Origin of the sequence: Brevibacillus sp. AF8, from assembly GCF_021270385.1 — a bacterium.
GTDB lineage: Bacteria > Bacillota > Bacilli > Brevibacillales > Brevibacillaceae > Brevibacillus.
On the sequence record NZ_JAGQDN010000016.1, the window covers coordinates 43819 to 62070 of the forward strand.

Genomic DNA, 18252 nt, shown 5'->3' on the forward strand with positions numbered 1-18252 from the left:
ATTTGTTATCTTTTATCCGCTGGTACCAATCCAAACAAGAGGACATCTACAATAGCGGAAAGCGCCTCTGAGACAGTAATCTGGTTTTTCATGTAAAAGCGCTGGTCGAGTGTAGAATTCAGCGCATCGACAATAACCTTCAGCATGAGGGTGACGTCCATATTGACGATGAGCCCTTCTCGAATCGCTTGCTCGAGAAGAACGCGCAGGGTCTGCCAATCCTCGGATAAAGACGCCTCGACTTGGGCATATTGCTCAGGATAATATCGCTTCATCTGTTCGAGGATGCGCAAATCATAAAATTCATAGTGTGTCGGTAAAACCATCATGACGCCTTTGATTTTATCGATAAGAGAGAGACTGTCGTCTGCGAGAATTTGCTGTGTTTTTTCATCGCCCTCTTCAAAGGACTGTTGAATGATTGTTTCCAGAATTTCCACCTTGGATGAGAAGTGCTCGTACAACGTGCGTTTGCTGATCCCGAGCCGCTTCGCCAAATCATCCATGGAGAATTTCATGCCTTTATCGCGAATCTCTTCAATAAAACCTTTCATGATCCGGTTTTTAATTGCAATCAACCCCCCAGCTCAGCATAAAATAAAACTGTAAAAACAAAAATAGTTTTCTTGGTAACGTTATTTTACACAGGTTGGCAGAGCAATGCAAGTGGTGATCATGCTTTTTGTTTTGCAACCAAGTGGTCGATTATGGTATAGTAGGTGCCGAAATCGCGGTTGATTGCTTCACATCATTTGGAGGTGCCCCGTGTTTTTAGAGAAGCTGATGCCTAGTCAGTTCGTCGAATCAATCCATCACATTGACATAGATCAATTGAAACGAAATAACATCCGTGCGGTGATTACAGACTTGGATAATACCTTGGTGGAATGGGACAGGCCACATGCAACCCAGGAGGTCATTAATTGGCTTGCTCGCATGCATGAGGCAGGTATACAGGTCACTGTTGTCTCCAATAACAACAAGGAGCGTGTAGACCGCTTCTGTGCCCCATTAAATCTCGGGTTTATTTATGCGGCTAAAAAGCCGACAAACCGTGCCTTTTTGCAGGCAGTGCGGCAGATGAATGTAACCATCGCTGAGACTGTTGTCATTGGCGATCAATTGTTTACCGATGTGCTGGGAGGAAATCGATTAGGATTTCATACGATCCTGGTTGTTCCTGTAGCCCAGACGGATGGTTTTTGGACGCGCTTTAATCGTCAGATGGAGCGTGTGGCCCTTATTTGGATGGAGAGGAAAGGAATGGTTTCGTGGAGGAGAAAAGCATGACGGAACAAACGCATGGCTCCTGTGCTGGATGTGGGATTGCCATTCAGACAGCAGATGCAAAAAAGCCTGGCTATGCACCTGAATCGGCGCTTGGCAGAAAGGTAGTCATTTGCCAGCGGTGTTATCGCATCAAGCATTATAATGAAGTAGCTCCTGTAGGGATGGGCGATGACGACTTCCTCAAGATTTTGGATGGCATCGGTTCTACGGAGTCGCTTGTCGTGATGGTGGTCGATATCTTTGATTTCCAGGGCTCCTGGCTCAAGGGTTTGCCACGATTTGTCGGGAAAAATCCGATTTTGCTCGTGGGTAACAAGGTCGATCTGCTGCCGAGAAACATCAACCTGAACCGCGTGCGCAACTGGATGCAGCACGAAGCAAAAGAACGCGGACTGCGCCCAGAGGATGTCGTACTGATCAGTGCGCAAAAAGGGCTTCATATCGATGAACTGTTGAATCGCATTGGAGAGCTGCGCAAAGGCCGAGATGTTTACATTGTCGGTGTGACCAACGTAGGAAAGTCGACCATGATCAACCGCATCTTGCATGACTACGGTGCGGCTGAGCTGGAGATTACGACTTCGCCATTCCCTGGTACAACACTGGACAAAATTGAGATTCCGCTTGAGGATGGCCGCTCCATTTTCGATACGCCGGGAATTATTAATCGCGACCAGATTGGACATATGGTATCCCCAACTGATCTGAGAAAGATTACCCCGACTAGCCGGATCAACTCCAAAGTGTATCAGCTCGATAATGGACAATCACTCTTTTTGGGTGGTTTGGCCCGTATCGACTTCGTACGTGGGGAGAGACAACCGTTCATCATCTATGTGGACAACGATCTGTACATTCACCGGACGAAGCTGGAGAAAGCAGACGAAGTAATGCAAAAGCACCATGGAACCTTGCTGGTACCGCCAACAGGGGAGGAAGCTGCGAAAGCACTTCCGCCATTTGTGAAGCACACCTTTAAAATCAACAAGTCCACTACGACGACTGACATCGTAATTTCCGGTTTGGGCTGGGTCAGCATCCAAGGAAAACACGAAGCGAGTGTTGTCGTGCATGCACCTAAAGGCGTAAGTGTTGGGATACGCAAAGGGCTGATCTAGCTTACACAAGAAAAGTCGAGATAGCCTTGCCCCTTGCCATATGCTATAGAGAGACGTCCGGGGAGGAAGAGCTCCATGATTACAAGCAAAACACAACTGGTTGGCCTGTTTGGGCATCCAGTTTCCCACTCGCAATCACCGATGATGCACAATACAGCTTTTTCCGAGACCGGGTTGGGGTTTGCCTATGCTGCGTTCGATGTAGAACCGGAAAATCTGGAAGATGCAGTCGCGGGTATTCGCGCGTTAGGCTTGAAAGGGATTAACGTCACGATCCCCCACAAGGTTGCGATCATGCCGATGCTGGATGAAATCGATCCGCTTGCCAAGCGAATCGGTGCCGTCAATACCGTCGTTTCTCGTGATGGACGCTTGATCGGCTACAACACAGATGGTATGGGCTATGTTCGTTCGCTTGTGGAAGAGACGGGAATCGTTCTTGAAAAGCAAGTGGTAACCATGGTAGGGGCTGGTGGCGCTGCCCGTGCAGTCGCGTTTACCTTGGCTGAACAAGGAGTCAAGGAAATTCGCATCATCAATCGTTCCAGGGAAAGAGCCGCGGTATTGGCTGAGCATGTCGGAACGATTGTACCTACGAAAATCGTAGAACAGGGCGAAGGGGAAGCAGCTATCGCGGACTCATCGCTGTTGATCAATACGACATCGATCGGAATGCTGCCAAACGTACAGGAGACCCCTGTGCCAGCAGAATGGCTTCATTCTGGTTTAACTGTTAGCGATCTGATTTATAACCCGCTCGAAACACGTCTGCTCAAAGAAGCGCGTGCCATCGGAGCCACTGTTCATTCCGGAATCGGTATGTTCGTGAATCAAGGTGCACTGGCATTCGAACTGTGGACGGGCGAACGAGCACCGACTGGGGTTATGCGTGAGGTCGTCTTGCAACAATTAAAGAAAACAACCTGATTGGCAGGATGTAAAAGGAGGCATTGCCGATGTTGACTGGCAAGCAAAAGCGCTTTTTGCGCGCAGAAGCACATCATCTCACCCCTATTTTCCAAGTTGGAAAAGGCGGCGTAAATGAAAACATGATCACGCAGATCAAAGAAGCGTTAGAAGTACGTGAATTGATCAAGGTAGCGATTTTGCAAAACAATAATGACGATAAACATCAAGTGGCAGAAGATCTGGCAGCAGGTGCTGGAGCAGAGCTTGTGCAGTTGATTGGCCATACAGTTGTCTTGTACAAAGAGTCCCGGGAGAACAAGACGATCAAGCTGCCATAAGTGACCTGCATGCGATGAGACAGCCAATCAAGCAAGTAGGGATCATGGGAGGAACGTTTGACCCGATTCATTGCGGGCACTTGCTGGCGGCTGAACAAGCCAGAGAGCAAGCGGGGCTGGATGAAGTCTGGTTTATGCCTACACACGTTCCACCGCACAAAAAGAGAGAGAGTCTGACGCTGGCGCATCACCGCTTGCAAATGGTTCAGCTTGCCGTGTCTGATTATGAAGTCTTTCGTGTAACAGATGTGGAGTTCGAAAGAAAAGGCCCATCGTACACGTATGATACGATGGCTCAGCTCATCAGGCAGTTCCCGGATTGCCGGTTTTCCTTTATCATGGGGGGAGATATGGTAAAAATCTTGCCCAAATGGTACCAGTACCAAGAGCTGATTCATATGGTACGCTTTATAGGTCTGGCGAGGCCAGGAACCGAACTGGACCTGAAATCGAGCGAGGACGTCACATTTGTGGAGATGCCTGTTTGGGACATTTCCTCCACGATGATTCGCGAGAAGGTAGCTGCCAGGAAAAGCATCCGTTATCTTGTACCTGATGCCGTGGAGCGCTATATAAAGGAGAACCGAATCTATGAAACTTTTGGATAATCGGGAAGAGCTTCTCGTTCGCGTACGGCAACAAATGCATGAAAAACGCTACAAGCACACGCTAGGGGTCGCTGCGTCGGCTCGCGAACTGGCTGAGAGATTCGGGGCTGATCCCGACAAAGCCGAGCTTGCTGGACTGTTGCACGATTACTGTAAGTGCTGGCCAGTGGAAAAAATGTTTGAGATACTCGTTCGCCACGATATGCCTACAGAGCTTTTGGAAGGGGAAAAAGAGCTGTGGCACGCCTTTGCAGCAGCGATTGTGATCCAGACAGATCTAGGCGTAACGGATGCAGATATTTTACAAGCCGTTCGCTACCATACAACGGGTCGGGCTGGCATGTCCCTGTTAGAAAAAGTCGTTTGTGTGGCAGACTATATAGAACCGAACCGAGTTTACCCTGGTGTCGATTTTATTCGCGCCAAAGCCATGTATGATTTGGATGCCGCCCTGGCCCTCGCCTTGGGAGGCACGATTCAATTTTTGATAGAGAAGCAAAAGACGGTTTTCCCGTTGACATTGACGGCATATAACGATTTGGTTTCCCGCAAAGGGAGAGAAGGAGGGTTTTGATGGTTAAAACAGTAGAAGATTTGGCCCAATTGATTGTGAAGGCAGCGGAGGACAAGAAAGCAGAGAACTTGAAGGTGCTCGATATTAAAAAGCTGTCCGTGATCGCAGACTATTTCATGATTTGCCACGGAAACAACGAGCGTCAAGTACAGGCAATTGTTCGCGAAATCCGTGACCAAGCCCACAAAAACGGCTTTGACGTCCGCGGTATCGAGGGAGCGGATGAAGGTCGCTGGGTACTGGTTGATCTGGGCGATATCGTCATTCATGTTTTCCATCGCGAAGATCGCGAGTTTTACAACCTGGAGCGCCTGTGGAAGGACGCAGAGGAAGTTTCCTTCAGCGAGCAAGGGTAAGGTCAGATGGCATACGCACACATGGCCGCTGTATATGACAGGCTGATGGCGGATACTCCTTATGACCAGTGGCTCGACTGGGTCGAGCGTCATTGGGCAAAGGGAGAGAAGCCTGTGCGGGTCATTGATCTTGGTTGTGGGACGGGCACGATTGCGATCCCACTCGCCAAGCGGGGATACCGCGTTACTGGAGTGGATCTCTCTACAGAAATGCTTGCGATTGCCTATGACAAAATGAGGCAGGAGCAAGTGGATGTAGCGTGGGTGGAGCAGGATATGCGGGAGCTGTCCTTGCCGGAAGCGGATGCGGTCATCTCCTTGTGTGATTCATTGAGCTATCTTACAGAGGAAGCGGATGTGCAGGAAACGTTCAAGCGCGTTTTCGCTCATCTCGCGCCTGGTGGGAGCTTTCTGTTTGATGTGCACAGTCCGTACAAGATGCTGCACATTTTCGGAGACGAGACGTTCACACATGTAGAAGATGAAGTTTCGTACATTTGGCAATGTTTTTGCGACCCACTGCGTCTCGAGGTAGAGCATCAGTTAACGTTTTTCATTCGTCAGCCAAACGGATTGTACGAGCGGATGGAAGAAGAGCATTGGCAACGGGCTTATCAGCCTGTCCAACTGTTGCGCTGGCTGACAGATGTCGGCTTCACAGACATCGTCATCACTGCTGATTACTCGGATATGCCGCCACAAGAAGCGAGTGAGCGCCTATTTTTCTCAGCCCGCAAGCCGAAAAGTTTGACATGATTGGTTCGGATTGACTATAATGGCGTTATAACTACAGATTTCGACGCGTTTAAGAGGAATAGTAGGTATAGGATTCGAGCACTCACAGAGAGTTGACGGATGGTGCAAGTCAACCCGAATCTATCTGAACTCACCTCCCAGCACTTGCCCCCAAGGTCATTTACGCCATGATTGTGTAAGGGTGAGCGGCTTATCCCCGATACGGATGAAACAAGTGGGTGAATGCTTGTCATTTGCCAATCTGGGTGGTACCGCGGGAATGTAAACAACCTCTCGTCCCTTTCGCAAGAGCGATCTGGGATGTGAGGTTTTTTTATAATATCGGAAAGTATATTCTTCTTTGGGTTTCTTCCCGATATTACGGAAAACATTCCGCTCATACGCGATCGCTCAACCTTGAGCAATCCTCGATAGAGGTTTTCTTATTTTCACCTATTTTAAGATGGGAGTGCTTTACCATGGTATTCAGTCATCAAAATGTCGAAAAGAAGTGGCAGCAATATTGGGAGCAGAACAAGACCTTCAAAACCTCCGAGGATGAAGGCAAGAAAAAGTTTTACGCACTCGACATGTTCCCGTATCCATCTGGAGCTGGCCTGCACGTAGGACATCCAGAGGGCTATACGGCTACTGATATTTTGTCCCGCATGAAGCGGATGCAAGGATATAACGTTCTCCATCCAATGGGCTGGGATGCGTTTGGTTTGCCAGCGGAGCAATACGCGCTCGATACAGGAAACGATCCAGCGGAATTCACCGAGCACAATATTAACACCTTCCGCCGCCAAATTAAGTCGCTCGGATTTTCCTACGACTGGGATCGCGAAATCAATACGACCGATCCGAACTACTACAAGTGGACACAGTGGATTTTTACGAAGCTGTATGAGCACGGCTTGGCTTATATTGACGAAGTAGCTGTAAACTGGTGCCCTGCTTTGGGAACGGTTTTGGCAAACGAAGAAGTCATTGACGGAAAAAGTGAGCGTGGCGGACACCCAGTAGAACGCCGCCCAATGAAGCAATGGGTCCTGAAAATTACTGCATATGCGGAAAGACTGCTCGCTGACCTGGATGAACTGGATTGGCCAGAGAGCATCAAGGAAATGCAACGCAACTGGATCGGTCGTTCTGAAGGGGCAGAAGTAACCTTTGGTATCGAAGGTCATGACGAAACCTTTACCGTCTTTACGACTCGTCCAGACACTCTCTACGGAGCAACTTATGCGGTACTGGCTCCTGAGCACAAGCTGGTTGAGCAAATTACCGTACCAACTCAAAAAGAAGCAGTGGAAGCGTACCTGGATCAAGCGAAACGCAAGAGCGATCTGGAGCGTACTGATCTGGCGAAAGAAAAGACAGGAGTATTTACCGGAGCGTATGCGATCAACCCGGTTAACGGCGAGCGTCTGCCAATCTGGATTGCAGATTATGTGCTGATCAGCTACGGAACAGGCTCCATCATGGCAGTTCCAGCGCACGATGAACGCGACTATGAGTTCGCGAAAACGTTTGATCTGCCAATCAAGCAAGTAATCGCTGGTGGTGATATCTCCAAGGAAGCATATACTGGCGACGGAGAGCACATCAACTCCGGCATGCTCGATGGTTTGAACAAAGAACAGGCTATCAGCAAAATGATCGAGTGGCTGGAAGCGGAAGGCAAAGGAAATCGCAAGGTAACGTACCGACTGCGCGACTGGCTGTTCAGCCGTCAACGCTACTGGGGTGAGCCAATTCCGATTCTCCATCTGGAAGACGGCACGATGAAAGTCGTTCCGGAATCCGAACTGCCAATCATGTTGCCAAAAACAAAAGAAATCAAACCATCCGGTACAGGTGAATCGCCATTGGCAAACATCTCGGAGTGGGTTAACACTATCGATCCGGAAACAGGCATGAAAGCACGTCGTGAGACAAACACGATGCCGCAATGGGCGGGTAGCTGCTGGTACTTCCTGCGCTTCATCGATCCACACAACGACAAGGCATTGGCTGATCCAGACAAACTGAAAGAATGGCTGCCAATCGACATTTACATTGGTGGTGCAGAGCACGCGGTACTGCACTTGCTCTACTCTCGCTTCTGGCACAAGTTCCTGTACGATATCGGTGTCGTACCAACCAAGGAACCATTCCAAAAGCTGTTTAACCAAGGGATGATCTTGGGTGAAAACAACGAGAAAATGAGTAAATCCAAAGGCAACGTCGTAAATCCTGACGATATCATCAACAGCCATGGTGCCGACACACTGCGCATGTACGAAATGTTCATGGGACCACTGGATGCTTCGATCGCTTGGTCGACAAAAGGCTTGGATGGTGCACGCCGCTTCTTGGATCGTGTATATCGTCTGTTTGTGGGCGACAACGGTGAACTGAACGAAAAAATCGTGGAAACCTCCAACGTGGCTGGCATGGAGCGCGTGTACCACCAAACTGTGAAAAAAGTAACAGAAGACTACGAGGGCCTGCGATTCAATACAGGTATCTCTCAGTTGATGGTATTCGTCAACGAAGCATACAAAGCGGAAGTTCTGCCGAAGAAATTCATGGAGGACTTTGTGAAAATGCTGTCTCCTATCGCTCCGCACTTGGGTGAAGAGCTATGGGAAAAACTCGGTCACAGCGAGAGTCTGGCTTACGCAGCATGGCCTACGTATGACGAAGCGAAGCTGGTTGAAGACGAGGTAGAAATCGTCCTGCAAATTAACGGTAAAAACAAAGAGAAGCTGCTCATCGCTTCTGATTCGACCAAAGAACAGATGGAAGAGATGGCGAAAAACAACGAGATGATTAAAGAGCTGATTGAAGGAAAAACGATCGTCAAAGTCATCGCTGTTCCAGGCAAACTGGTGAATATCGTCGTTCGTTAAGAAAAGGACGGCACGGAAATAAGAAGAGGAGTGGGGCCTGCGAGTGACAGGTATCCACTCCTTTTTTTGTAAATATCGCTTCTTCGTTTTGCGCTAATGCGGCTGATTGTTTAAATTTCGTGCAACCAGTTCCTGATCCTCGGCAAACTTCGCTTGTGTGCGGCGAAACACTTGGGCGAAAAGCCCGGGAATCCCGTCTTGCAAAGGAATCAGACCTTCCCCCGTAATTCCACCGGGCACGCAGACCCTCTTTTGCAAAGTAGGGAGGGTGAATGCTTCTTCGCGTAAAAGATCTGCCATTCCAATTAGCATTTGCGTGGTCATGTAAGTAGCAGCTTCTGCGGAAATGCCAGTTTCTTCAACAGCTTCTTGAATCATTTGCTGCAAAATATAGCTGATAAACGCAGGACCACAACTGACAATGTCAGAAGTAATTCGTAAAAATGGCTCCGAAATCTCTACAGGGGAGCTAATGTGGGCAAACAGACTTCGTATAAAATGACGTTGTTCCTCTTGGATACGTGATCCAAATTCACATAAGCTGACTCCGCTCATTACAGCATTTGTTATTGAAGGAACAACTCTGGCAACGGCACAAGGAACTTGAGACTCCAAATCGGCCAGCTTGATCGGACTGGTGATCGTAATCAACAGGTGTTCCGGCGTTAGTGCGGGAGCAATTTGTTCGAGCATCACGCTATATTCCAGTGGCTTGACGCACAGAACGATTGTAGCAGCTTCTTTGACCAAATCGGCATTACTGTGCGCGACAATGAGCCCGGGATGTTTTTCTGCCAGTTGCTGCGCCTTCGCAGGGGTTCTGTTGCTGATAATGATATGACCAGGACTAAGCGCCTTGGCCGACAGCAATGATTCAATCAAGATACTGCCCATGCTGCCCGTACCAATGAACCCAATTCTATTCATGGGCATACCTCCCTCCAATATTCTTTTCCCATTCTATGTAGGAGTGTCTATGATCATGACCAGATCTCATTGTACCACCAGCCGATCCTTTATCCGTGTAAACATCTTGTCGCCAATTCCTTCAATCTGTTTCAGGTCATCCGCCGAACGAAATGGACCTTGTTTTGACCGGTAATCCACGATTGCCTTGGCACGCGCTTCTCCAATGCCGGGAAGGCTCATGAGCTCTTCTGCAGTTGCCGTGTTGAGATTAATGGCTGAGGAGGCACCAGTGGTGGATACGCTGGCAGCAGATTGTACAAGGCCAATGGATGTAGAGACTGGCTCGCTTGCCCCTTTAGCCGGGATGACAAGAGCTGCTCCATCTGTGAGCGGCGCTGCCAAATTGATCTGGACAAGGTCAGCATCAGGTAGTGCTCCTCCTGCTTTTTCGATGGCATTTGCGACACGTGTACCTGGTTCAAATTGGTACAAACCGGGATTTTTTACTCGCCCTTTCACATCGACAAAGAGAGGAGGGGAGAGTTGTTTCTTATCCTTATCTGTTTCCGGTGTCGTTTTTACAGGCTTGGCAGGTTGAGCAGTTGCTGAATCATCAGTCCCTTCTTTTGTTTCAACATCCGATGCCGCATAAGCAGGAGAATGCAACGGTAGTTCGCCAGTCTTATGCGATTGGTCGCGTTGATATAACCAAAAGCTACAACCGACAAACAGAACAGCCGAAGTCAACAAGATGAAACGACGATAACGCTCCCACCACTCCAGCACCATAACAAAAAAACCTCCCGTCCTTCACATAGCAATACGTGCATAGAGAGAACTTGTTCTCTATTAACGATGCTACGAAAAGTAAGAGAGGGTCTGCAAATTTATTTATTGTGTTTGCGCTGTTTAGCCGATATGCTGCAGCGAATTTTTCTTGCGACGAAGGTCTACATTCGGGCTGACATAAGGCTCAAAATTGTGCTTTTGCTCAATGAAGATTTGATGCCACAGCATGAAGACCAGGATCGTCCAGATTTTGCGGCTGTAATCCGCATTGCCTTCGCGGTGTTCATCGAGCATGTACAGCACATAGGCCTTATTGATCAAATTATCCACCTTGGATTCGAAAATGATCTCTTTTGCCCATTTGTAAAATTCGTTTTTGAGCCAATGACGAGTCGGAACAGGGAAGCCCAGTTTCTTTCTCGTTTGGATCTCAGGTGGCAAGAAGTCTTTCATCGCTTCACGAAGCACGTGCTTGGTCGTGCCGTTGGCAATTTTGTACTTTGTTGGAATGGTAGCGGCGAATTCAAACACCTTCAGATCAATGAAAGGCACTCGCAACTCCAAAGAATTGGCCATGGTCATCTTGTCGGCCTTCATCAAAATGTTGCCTCTGAGCCATGTATGAATGTCCAAGTATTGCATCTTGGTCACATCGTCGTATTCAGAAGCGCGTTTGTAAATCTCTTCAGTAATGGTGAAAGGAGATACATACGATTCCGAGCGGGTAATATCTTCCATGACGACACGCTTTTTCATCTCTTCGCTGAAAATCAGTGCGTTTCCGAAGAAGCGTTGTTCAACCGTTTTCGATCCACGGATGAGGAAGTTTTTCCCTTTTACCTGATCGGGGAGGCGTTCTGCCATGTATCCGATGGATTGACGCATCCAGCCCGGCATCCCGGAAAACATTTTGAGAGAATGAGGCTCTCTGTAAATATTGTATCCGCCAAAAAATTCATCTGCACCTTCACCGGACAATACGACGGTTACGTGTTCACTCGCCATCTGTGCTACGAAATAGAGCAGGATGGCAGATGGGTCCGCTACCGGTTCGTCTTGATGCCAGATCAGTCGTGGCAATTCATCCATGTACTGCTTGGCGTTTATCACGCGCTCGAAATGCTCCGATCCCAAATATGCTGCGGTTCGCTTCGCATAATCGAGCTCGCTATAACCAGGAATATCTGAACCGACAGAAAAAGATTTGACTGGCTCGAATGTACGCAGCATCCCAACGATACTGCTTGAGTCAACACCACTAGACAAGAAGGCACCACGAGAAACTTCGCTAATCCGGTGTTTGTCGACAGATTCGAGCATGACACTGCGCGTACCCTCCACAAAATAAGAGAACGGCTTGCTTTCATCAGGCTTGAATTCTACATCCCAGTACCTTTCCAGCTTGATCAGGTCATTTTCAATTACGAACGAGTGTGCAGGCGGTATACGGTAAATGCCAGCAAACATCGTTTCAGGATCAGGTACATATTGGAACGTCAAATAGTGATAAAAAGCGGTTGGATTCACTTCACGCTTGAATCCTGGCAGCTCCAGCAAACTCTTAATCTCGCTGGCAACCCCGATCGAATCATTCGTCTCGACATAGTAGAGAGGCTTGATTCCAAAATGGTCACGTGCCCCAAACAGACGTTTTTTACGGGAGTCGTAGATTGTAAAGCCAAACATCCCGCGTAAATGCTTAGGTGCATCTGTTCCTACCTCTTCATAAAGGTGGAGGATGGTTTCAATATCAGAATCGGTATGGAAAACGTGACCGATGTCCTTTAACCATTGTTGTAACTCTTTGTAATTGTAGATTTCGCCGTTACCAATAATCCAGATGTCACGTGTTTCGTTAAACAGCGGTTGATGTCCGCCTTCCACGTCAATGATGCTTAAACGACGAAAGCCCAGGGCGATGTTGTCTTCAAGGTGAAAACCATCGTCATCTGGACCACGGTGCAGGATGACACCCGTCATTGCACTAATCGCTTCTTGTTGAACAGGCTTTTGCCGCTTGTTATAGAGTGATACGATTCCGCACATAAGAAATGACTCTTCCTCTCACTGGATTGCTCCTGCTAACTCTATCATGTATCGACCATCAGCGCAATCTCTTATGAGTGCCAGTGATTGACCTCGAAAACGCTGATTCTACAAGGGAATTAGCCTTTCTTCTTTTCTATTTTTGTCCCCATTCGGTTAGATATACTCCCTGAGGAGACCATGAATCGTTCGACAAAACGGTTCATGAAAGAACAGGACGGGGGGATTGCAGTGTCAGTATGGATAGCAAGCCTAGCGATGATGATTGGTCTTATTCTGTCCGCCTATTTGCATCCTGCTTGGCTGCTGTTGGCTGCGGGCGTATCATGGGCACTCGTTGCATGTATCCCGTTACCATACCGCAAATACGTCGCATACTACTCACTGATTTCTATTCTAGCAGGTCTCTTTTTTTATGGGTACGAGAATCTCCACAGCTCTGAAGTGAAACCATTGGCAGAAAGGGAGCAGAGCATTTGGATAGAAGGAGTCATTGATTCTCCTGTGAGACGGGACGGGGATGTAGCACGTTTTTTTGTCACGATAACATCCTGGGGTGAAAACGAGCGTGATCAAAATGAGCATCGGTCTTTCGAAAAAATCGCGCTTCGTGTTAAACTTGCTTCTTTCCAGGAAGCTGTACAAATAGAGCAGTGGAGTCGTGGCAGTGTTGTCGTGGCACCGATTCGACTATCCTTACCGGCTCCCGCGCGCAATCCTTATGCGTTCGACTACGCTAGCTACTTGTATTGGCAAGGTGTCCATGTCACAGGGGAAACAAGCTTTCAATCGGTAGCGATGACACCTGCTTTTTCCGTGTGGGCGAGCTTCCAAGAATGGCAGGACTCGGGTGCCAAGCGAATTGAATCATTATTTACAGATACAGAAACGGCGGGATACATGAAGTCGCTCCTGCTTGGTCTTGGACAAGAGGTGAACCCTGAGCTTGCGGCGATGTATTCGAATTTGGGCTTAAGTCATATCCTCGCGATTTCCGGTTTGCATGTGACATTGGTCAGTTCCATGTTTATGTGGTGTTTGGAGCGGATTGGAATCAGACGCAGACTGGCATTTGTCGTAACGATTTTGTTCTTGATCGGGTATGTTCTCCTGGTGGGAGCAAGCGCGTCCGCGATTCGATCTGGATTGATGGGAAGTGTAGGTCTTCTCTGTCAAGTAATTGGAAAGAGGTTGGATGGCAAGGACGTTTGGGCTGGGGCACTTATTCTGATGCTGGTGGTAAATCCGTATCAGCTGTGGCATGTCGGTTTTCAGCTTTCTTTTGCGGTGACACTTGGTCTGATTATTTTTGTTCCATATAGCTTGCATGTGTTTATCCGGGTACCCGTCTGGATTCGTACACTTGTGGCGGTTACTTTGTCAGCCCAGCTCGTTTCTTTTCCGTTTCTCATCTACCATTTTCATCTGTTTTCACCTGTGTCATGGCTGGTCAATTTGGTGGTGACACCGATTCTTTCGGCCATAGCGCTACCATTCGGGTATATCGCGGTTGTCCTCGATTTCGTCCACCCGTTTTTGGCGGTGCTCCCTGTTTGGATATCGACGGCAATGTTGAAATGGATTCATCTCCCGTTGTTTGCTATTGAAAAAATAAGGCTCCCCTTCACTTATTGGCCGCATCCTTCGTGGTGGTGGCTTGCTTTGTATACCTGTTTTTTGGGGGTACTGCCCATTGCATGGAGGTTGGGCTATCATCGAAAGCGTGATATAATGCTTACTTTCGTTATATTTCTCTCGTTCATAGTAGTGGCCAGACAGCCGTTTTCAGGAGTCGAAGAAGTGCGAATTACCTTCCTTGATGTCGGACAAGGGGATTCCATCGTTGTCGAAATTGGTGATAAGAAGGTATACTTAATGGATGCGGGTGGGACAATGCGGTTCCCAGCGGCTGAACCATGGATGGAAAAGCGTGACCCATTTGAGGTGGGGAAAGACGTCGTTCTGCCGTTTTTGATGGCCAGAGGAATCGAGAAAATCGATCGTGTCATCATGACGCATGGCGATCTGGATCACATCGGGGGATTCAAATCGCTTGTTCCTCATTTTTCTTTTGGAGAGGTATTGGTGAATGGAACAGTACCTTCGAAATTGGAGGGCGAGATTGTCCGGCTTTTCCAACAGGAAGGAGTTCCGATACTAACCGGGCTTCCGGGTCAATCATGGTCAGATGGACCGGGAATCGAGTGGAAGTGGCTGCACCCAGGCGAATCGACCTTCTCAGGAAATGATGCATCCGTAGTACTCCAGCTGACTGCTTTCAACAAGTCTGTATTGTTTACGGGTGACATTGAAAAGGATGGAGAAAGTCAGCTTGTTCAAAACGGTTTGACTTCTGTGGATGTTTTGAAAGTAGCTCATCATGGAAGCAATACATCGAGTACCGAAGAGCTCCTTGCAGTCATAGCACCAAAAGCTGCTGTCATCTCTGCCGGGGTGAAAAATCGATACGGGCATCCTTCGTCCGAAGTGCTGCTTCGCTTAAAAAAATCGGGTTCTGCTGTGTACAGAACGGATGCTCATGGAGCGATTACGCTGGTTATTACACCTGCGGGATTGTATTGGCAGACCCAAATAATGGATACATAATCTGTTTGCAACTTTTTCAATGAGCGAACCGTCTGTAGGGGGGAGAAGCGAATATGCATGAGGCAGAGTTGATCAGGATGGCGCAATCCGGGGATCATGACGCGCTAGTCGAACTGCTTCGATCTATTGAGACCTCCGTTTACCGAAGCGCTTATTATATTCTAGGGAACGAACAAGACGCGCTTGATGCCTCCCAGGAAGTCCTCATTCGAATTTATCGAAAGTTGGACACCTATCAGGAAAAAGCAAAGTTCTCTACCTGGGTACAACGCATTGTCAGCAACGTCTGTATGGATAAATTTCGCGCGAAGAAGGAAACGGTCTCAATTGACGAGCACGAGTTGATCATTCCTGATCGTAACAACGTAGAAGAAGAAATCCTTCTCACCGGGCTGTCGAATGACATTCAGGAAGCCATCGGAAGATTGCCAAAGCAATATCGGATGGTTGTAGTACTCCGCTATCTGGAGGATTTGTCCTATCAAGAAATAGCGGAGGCGCTAGATTTGCCGCTTAACACGGTAAAGTCGTACTTATTTCGGGCTAGGCAACAGTTACAGGAGCTGTTGTACGACTACCAGAAAGGGGGGATCGGTTGATGACCAACGAAGAGATTTTTGAACTCATGCAGCGGGATCTGGATGGAGATCTGTCGGAGTCCGAGCAAGAACTGCTCCTACGTTTGATCCAGAAAGATGCTGATCTGCAGCTTATGTACAACCGTTTGAAAGATGTGTCACAACAATTAGAACATCTGCCCCCTGTCGTACCTCCGATCAGCATCGTAGATTCTATCCTGCCCAAGCTGGAGTTAGCCGCTGCAAAGCCTGTTGCGGTGAAATCTACGGTGAACGAGGAAATCCTGCCCACTCTGGAAGTTAAGCGCGAGTCGTCTTCGCTGCCGGAATCAAAAAAGTGGAAGCGGATGAAAGTGTGGATGGCCAGTCTTGGTAGTACGGCCGTCGCTGCTAGCTTATTGGTTGGCGTGCTGTTTTCGGGCGGTGATGGTAAGAAGCATGAAGTCGATTCGTTCCAGAACGGAACGGACATGACGCCAGCGGTCGTGGAACAACCCAAAGTTCCAGTCGATCCTACTCCTCAAAGCAATAATCCAATACCTTCAAATCCAAAAGAGGAAGAGGGCAAGGCCAAAAAGTCTACTGGAGCGGCTACTCAGACAAAGAGTAAAAAGCCACCGGCAAAGAACGTTCAAAAGCAAACACAGCCACCGAAGAAAACGAATCCGACACCACCACCAAAGAAAGCTGTACCTCCAACTCCAGTAGTTACAGAGGATCAACCAACGGGATGGCCGATCGGACTGGACGAGAATCCGGACAGAGAAGACAAAGAACCTGCTAATGACGATAAGGACGACGGCGGGGACAAGCAAGAGGAGAAAGACAAGGGAAAAAATAAAGAGAAGAAAAAAAATAAAGATAATGACTAACTTTTTTCCGCGTATGGACCGGCACCGCTTGCGGGGATTTTGCGTATAGTACATTATCAAGCACCCCCTGCTTACCGTTTGGGGAGGAGGAATCCCGGGGCTTTTCCCTAAACGTTTACATAGAGGTGCCAACGGATGAAAAAACCGCTACTGATTCACTGGTGGCGGTTTTTTTTCGCTTTGCCCTGATCAACATGTGCTATAATAACGCAGGTAAGAAGGAAGGAAAGGGGAGAAAACGTATGCCACTCCTATCGGCTATTCGCGAAATACGGCAAAAACAATTCTCGCCGATCTACGTCTTATACGGTCCAGAGTCTTTTATGGCCGAAGATTTATTGGCGTTGGCTCGCAAAGAAATGATTGATCCAGAATTTACGGATTTGAATTTGAGTGTGTACGATTGTACGGAAACAGGATTGAGTGAAATTTTGCAGGATGCGGAGACCTTGCCGTTTATGGGTGAGCATCGATTGGTGATTGCCAGACAAGCCTACTTTTTAACAGGAAGTAAGCCTTCGACCAAGGTAGAAAGCGATCCGGATGCTCTGCTCGATTATTTGCAAAATCCACCTCCGTATACCACACTTATTCTACATACAGAAGCTGACAAGCTCGATGAAAGAAAAAAGCTGGTCAAAACACTGCAACAAAAGGCGAAAGTGATCCCATTTCCGTTGCTAAAAGACGGAGATTTGTACGGCTGGGTGGAGAGGCAAGCAGGTAAATACCAGGCGAAAATCGATCGTCAGCAAGCCATGAAGCTTGTGGAGCGAGTGGGAGCCGAGCTGCGTCTTCTGGACAAGGAAATCGAAAAGATGGCTCTGTTTGTCGGGGTGGGTGAAAGCATCACGGACGACGTCATCGAGCTGCTCGGGGCACGTACGCTGGAGCAGGATGTATTCGCCCTGATTGAACAGGTCGCTTCGGGGAGATTGGACAAGGCACTCCGGATGATGTACGACTGCATGAAAACAGGAGAGGAGCCGATCAAGCTGCTGGCACTCTTGGCGAGACAGTTCCGCATGCTGTTGCATGTAAAGCAATTGGCTCCACGAGGTTATTCGCAGCAACAAATGGCAGGCATGATTAAAATGCATCCTTACGCGGTGAAAAAAGCAATGGAGCAAGCGCGTCATTTTTCCGAGGAGTCGTTGAAAAAGCTGTTGGGCATTCTGGCAGAAGAAGATTTTCGGATGAAGTCGGGGCAAGTGGACAAGCGTCTCGCCCTCGAATTATTCGTTGCACGTGCACACGACGAACGAACAAAACGGTCGTGATATTTTTACAGTAAAAAACCCCTAGAACTAGATGTTCGCGGGGTTTTTTGCGCTTGGTCTCTTACGCTACAGGAGCGCTCAGAACGTTAAGCTTTTTCATCAAACGAGACTTTTGACGGTTTGCTGCGTTTTTATGAATGAGACCTTTCGAAGCGGCCTTGTCCAGCTTTTTCACAGCCACCAGAAGAGTAGATTTCGCTAATGCTACATCGGAAGCAGCGACAGCTTTCTCAAAGCTCTTGATGGAAGTACGCAGATCAGACTTTTGAGAAGCACGGTGTGCGCGACGCTTTTCGATTGTTTTGGTGCGTTTAATCGCGGATTTAATGTTTGGCATGTGTGTCAC

Annotated in this window: 18 protein-coding genes and 1 other annotated feature; of the genes, 13 read left to right on the top strand and 5 right to left on the bottom strand. The window is 48.2% G+C overall.

Annotation, left to right across the window (positions count from 1 at the left end; all coding sequences use genetic code 11):
• Positions 1-5 precede the first annotated feature (5 nt).
• Entirely contained in the window at positions 6-569 is a 564-nt protein-coding gene (locus tag KB186_RS19480) for a TetR/AcrR family transcriptional regulator (protein ID WP_142064592.1), read from the bottom strand.
• Between the two features lie 196 nt (positions 570-765).
• Between KB186_RS19480 and KB186_RS19485 the strand changes: the two genes are divergently transcribed.
• The 9 genes from KB186_RS19485 (at position 766) to leuS (ending at position 8825) form a co-directional block, all read left to right on the top strand.
• Positions 766-1290 carry a YqeG family HAD IIIA-type phosphatase gene (locus tag KB186_RS19485; RefSeq protein ID WP_088906841.1) on the top strand — a complete coding sequence of 175 codons (525 nt, stop codon included), beginning with the start codon at positions 766-768 and terminating at the stop codon, positions 1288-1290.
• The gene (gene yqeH, locus KB186_RS19490; RefSeq protein ID WP_173611509.1) at positions 1287-2408 is read left to right on the top strand and encodes a ribosome biogenesis GTPase YqeH; all 1122 of its coding nucleotides are present in this window, start codon (positions 1287-1289) and stop codon (positions 2406-2408) included. Before KB186_RS19485 ends, yqeH begins: the two co-directional genes overlap by 4 nt.
• 75 nt (positions 2409-2483) lie before the next feature.
• A complete protein-coding gene (locus KB186_RS19495; protein WP_047072628.1) occupies positions 2484-3335 on the top strand; it encodes a shikimate dehydrogenase in 852 nt (283 codons plus the stop codon).
• Positions 3336-3364: 29 nt separating this feature from the next.
• On the top strand, positions 3365-3655 hold the full coding sequence (gene yhbY, locus KB186_RS19500; protein ID WP_007727776.1) for a ribosome assembly RNA-binding protein YhbY: 291 nt from the start codon (positions 3365-3367) through the stop codon (positions 3653-3655).
• A gap of 14 nt (positions 3656-3669) precedes the next feature.
• Positions 3670-4263 (top strand): nicotinate-nucleotide adenylyltransferase, encoded by a 594-nt coding sequence (locus KB186_RS19505; protein ID WP_173611508.1) that lies wholly within the window; start codon positions 3670-3672, stop codon positions 4261-4263.
• Positions 4247-4837 carry a bis(5'-nucleosyl)-tetraphosphatase (symmetrical) YqeK gene (gene yqeK / locus KB186_RS19510; RefSeq protein ID WP_232774205.1) on the top strand — a complete coding sequence of 197 codons (591 nt, stop codon included), beginning with the start codon at positions 4247-4249 and terminating at the stop codon, positions 4835-4837. Before KB186_RS19505 ends, yqeK begins: the two co-directional genes overlap by 17 nt.
• Complete coding sequence (gene rsfS, locus KB186_RS19515; protein WP_232774206.1) at positions 4837-5193, top strand: ribosome silencing factor; 357 nt, start codon at positions 4837-4839, stop codon at positions 5191-5193. Before yqeK ends, rsfS begins: the two co-directional genes overlap by 1 nt.
• 6 nt (positions 5194-5199) lie before the next feature.
• Positions 5200-5949 carry a class I SAM-dependent DNA methyltransferase gene (locus KB186_RS19520; protein WP_232774207.1) on the top strand — a complete coding sequence of 250 codons (750 nt, stop codon included), beginning with the start codon at positions 5200-5202 and terminating at the stop codon, positions 5947-5949.
• Between the two features lie 39 nt (positions 5950-5988).
• Positions 5989-6233 (top strand) — a binding site (T-box leader).
• 174 nt (positions 6234-6407) lie between these two features.
• Positions 6408-8825 (top strand): leucine--tRNA ligase, encoded by a 2418-nt coding sequence (gene leuS / locus KB186_RS19525; protein WP_173611504.1) that lies wholly within the window; start codon positions 6408-6410, stop codon positions 8823-8825.
• A 93-nt stretch (positions 8826-8918) separates the two neighbouring features.
• Here the strand turns inward: leuS and comER are convergent, their stop codons facing one another.
• From comER to asnB, 3 genes are all read right to left on the bottom strand, one after another.
• Positions 8919-9752, bottom strand: a complete 834-nt coding sequence (gene comER, locus KB186_RS19530; RefSeq protein WP_173611503.1) for a late competence protein ComER — start codon at positions 9750-9752, stop codon at positions 8919-8921.
• A 66-nt stretch (positions 9753-9818) separates the two neighbouring features.
• Entirely contained in the window at positions 9819-10523 is a 705-nt protein-coding gene (locus KB186_RS19535; protein ID WP_173611502.1) for a ComEA family DNA-binding protein, read from the bottom strand.
• 120 nt (positions 10524-10643) lie between these two features.
• Complete coding sequence (gene asnB, locus KB186_RS19540; protein WP_173611501.1) at positions 10644-12569, bottom strand: asparagine synthase (glutamine-hydrolyzing); 1926 nt, start codon at positions 12567-12569, stop codon at positions 10644-10646.
• Positions 12570-12773: 204 nt separating this feature from the next.
• On the opposite strand from asnB, the gene KB186_RS19545 reads away from it, so the two are divergent.
• From KB186_RS19545 to holA, 4 genes are all read left to right on the top strand, one after another.
• Positions 12774-15176 carry a DNA internalization-related competence protein ComEC/Rec2 gene (locus KB186_RS19545; protein ID WP_370646708.1) on the top strand — a complete coding sequence of 801 codons (2403 nt, stop codon included), beginning with the start codon at positions 12774-12776 and terminating at the stop codon, positions 15174-15176.
• A 53-nt stretch (positions 15177-15229) separates the two neighbouring features.
• On the top strand, positions 15230-15775 hold the full coding sequence (locus tag KB186_RS19550) for an RNA polymerase sigma factor (RefSeq protein WP_012685711.1): 546 nt from the start codon (positions 15230-15232) through the stop codon (positions 15773-15775).
• A complete protein-coding gene (locus KB186_RS19555) occupies positions 15775-16626 on the top strand; it encodes an anti-sigma factor family protein (protein WP_173611500.1) in 852 nt (283 codons plus the stop codon). Before KB186_RS19550 ends, KB186_RS19555 begins: the two co-directional genes overlap by 1 nt.
• Positions 16627-16868: 242 nt before the next feature.
• Complete coding sequence (gene holA, locus KB186_RS19560; RefSeq protein WP_173611499.1) at positions 16869-17906, top strand: DNA polymerase III subunit delta; 1038 nt, start codon at positions 16869-16871, stop codon at positions 17904-17906.
• Positions 17907-17967: 61 nt separating this feature from the next.
• Here the strand turns inward: holA and rpsT are convergent, their stop codons facing one another.
• Complete coding sequence (gene rpsT, locus KB186_RS19565) at positions 17968-18243, bottom strand: 30S ribosomal protein S20 (RefSeq protein WP_005833151.1); 276 nt, start codon at positions 18241-18243, stop codon at positions 17968-17970.
• Between the last annotated feature and the right edge of the window lie 9 nt (positions 18244-18252).

Excerpts from the sequence above, each read along its gene's own strand:
- yqeH (WP_173611509.1), top strand. The coding sequence starts at position 1,287 with ATGACGGAACAAACGCATGGCTCCTGTGCTGGATGTGGGATTGCCATT.
- rpsT (WP_005833151.1), bottom strand. The coding sequence starts at position 18,243 with ATGCCAAACATTAAATCCGCGATTAAACGCACCAAAACAATCGAAAAG.
- comER (WP_173611503.1), bottom strand. The coding sequence starts at position 9,752 with ATGAATAGAATTGGGTTCATTGGTACGGGCAGCATGGGCAGTATCTTG.
- yhbY (WP_007727776.1), top strand. The coding sequence starts at position 3,365 with ATGTTGACTGGCAAGCAAAAGCGCTTTTTGCGCGCAGAAGCACATCAT.
- KB186_RS19555 (WP_173611500.1), top strand. The coding sequence starts at position 15,775 with ATGACCAACGAAGAGATTTTTGAACTCATGCAGCGGGATCTGGATGGA.
- KB186_RS19495 (WP_047072628.1), top strand. The coding sequence starts at position 2,484 with ATGATTACAAGCAAAACACAACTGGTTGGCCTGTTTGGGCATCCAGTT.
- rsfS (WP_232774206.1), top strand. The coding sequence starts at position 4,837 with ATGGTTAAAACAGTAGAAGATTTGGCCCAATTGATTGTGAAGGCAGCG.
- KB186_RS19520 (WP_232774207.1), top strand. The coding sequence starts at position 5,200 with ATGGCATACGCACACATGGCCGCTGTATATGACAGGCTGATGGCGGAT.
- holA (WP_173611499.1), top strand. The coding sequence starts at position 16,869 with ATGCCACTCCTATCGGCTATTCGCGAAATACGGCAAAAACAATTCTCG.
- KB186_RS19505 (WP_173611508.1), top strand. The coding sequence starts at position 3,670 with ATGAGACAGCCAATCAAGCAAGTAGGGATCATGGGAGGAACGTTTGAC.
- yqeK (WP_232774205.1), top strand. The coding sequence starts at position 4,247 with ATGAAACTTTTGGATAATCGGGAAGAGCTTCTCGTTCGCGTACGGCAA.
- KB186_RS19545 (WP_370646708.1), top strand. The coding sequence starts at position 12,774 with ATGAAAGAACAGGACGGGGGGATTGCAGTGTCAGTATGGATAGCAAGC.
- leuS (WP_173611504.1), top strand. The coding sequence starts at position 6,408 with ATGGTATTCAGTCATCAAAATGTCGAAAAGAAGTGGCAGCAATATTGG.
- KB186_RS19535 (WP_173611502.1), bottom strand. The coding sequence starts at position 10,523 with ATGGTGCTGGAGTGGTGGGAGCGTTATCGTCGTTTCATCTTGTTGACT.
- KB186_RS19550 (WP_012685711.1), top strand. The coding sequence starts at position 15,230 with ATGCATGAGGCAGAGTTGATCAGGATGGCGCAATCCGGGGATCATGAC.
- asnB (WP_173611501.1), bottom strand. The coding sequence starts at position 12,569 with ATGTGCGGAATCGTATCACTCTATAACAAGCGGCAAAAGCCTGTTCAA.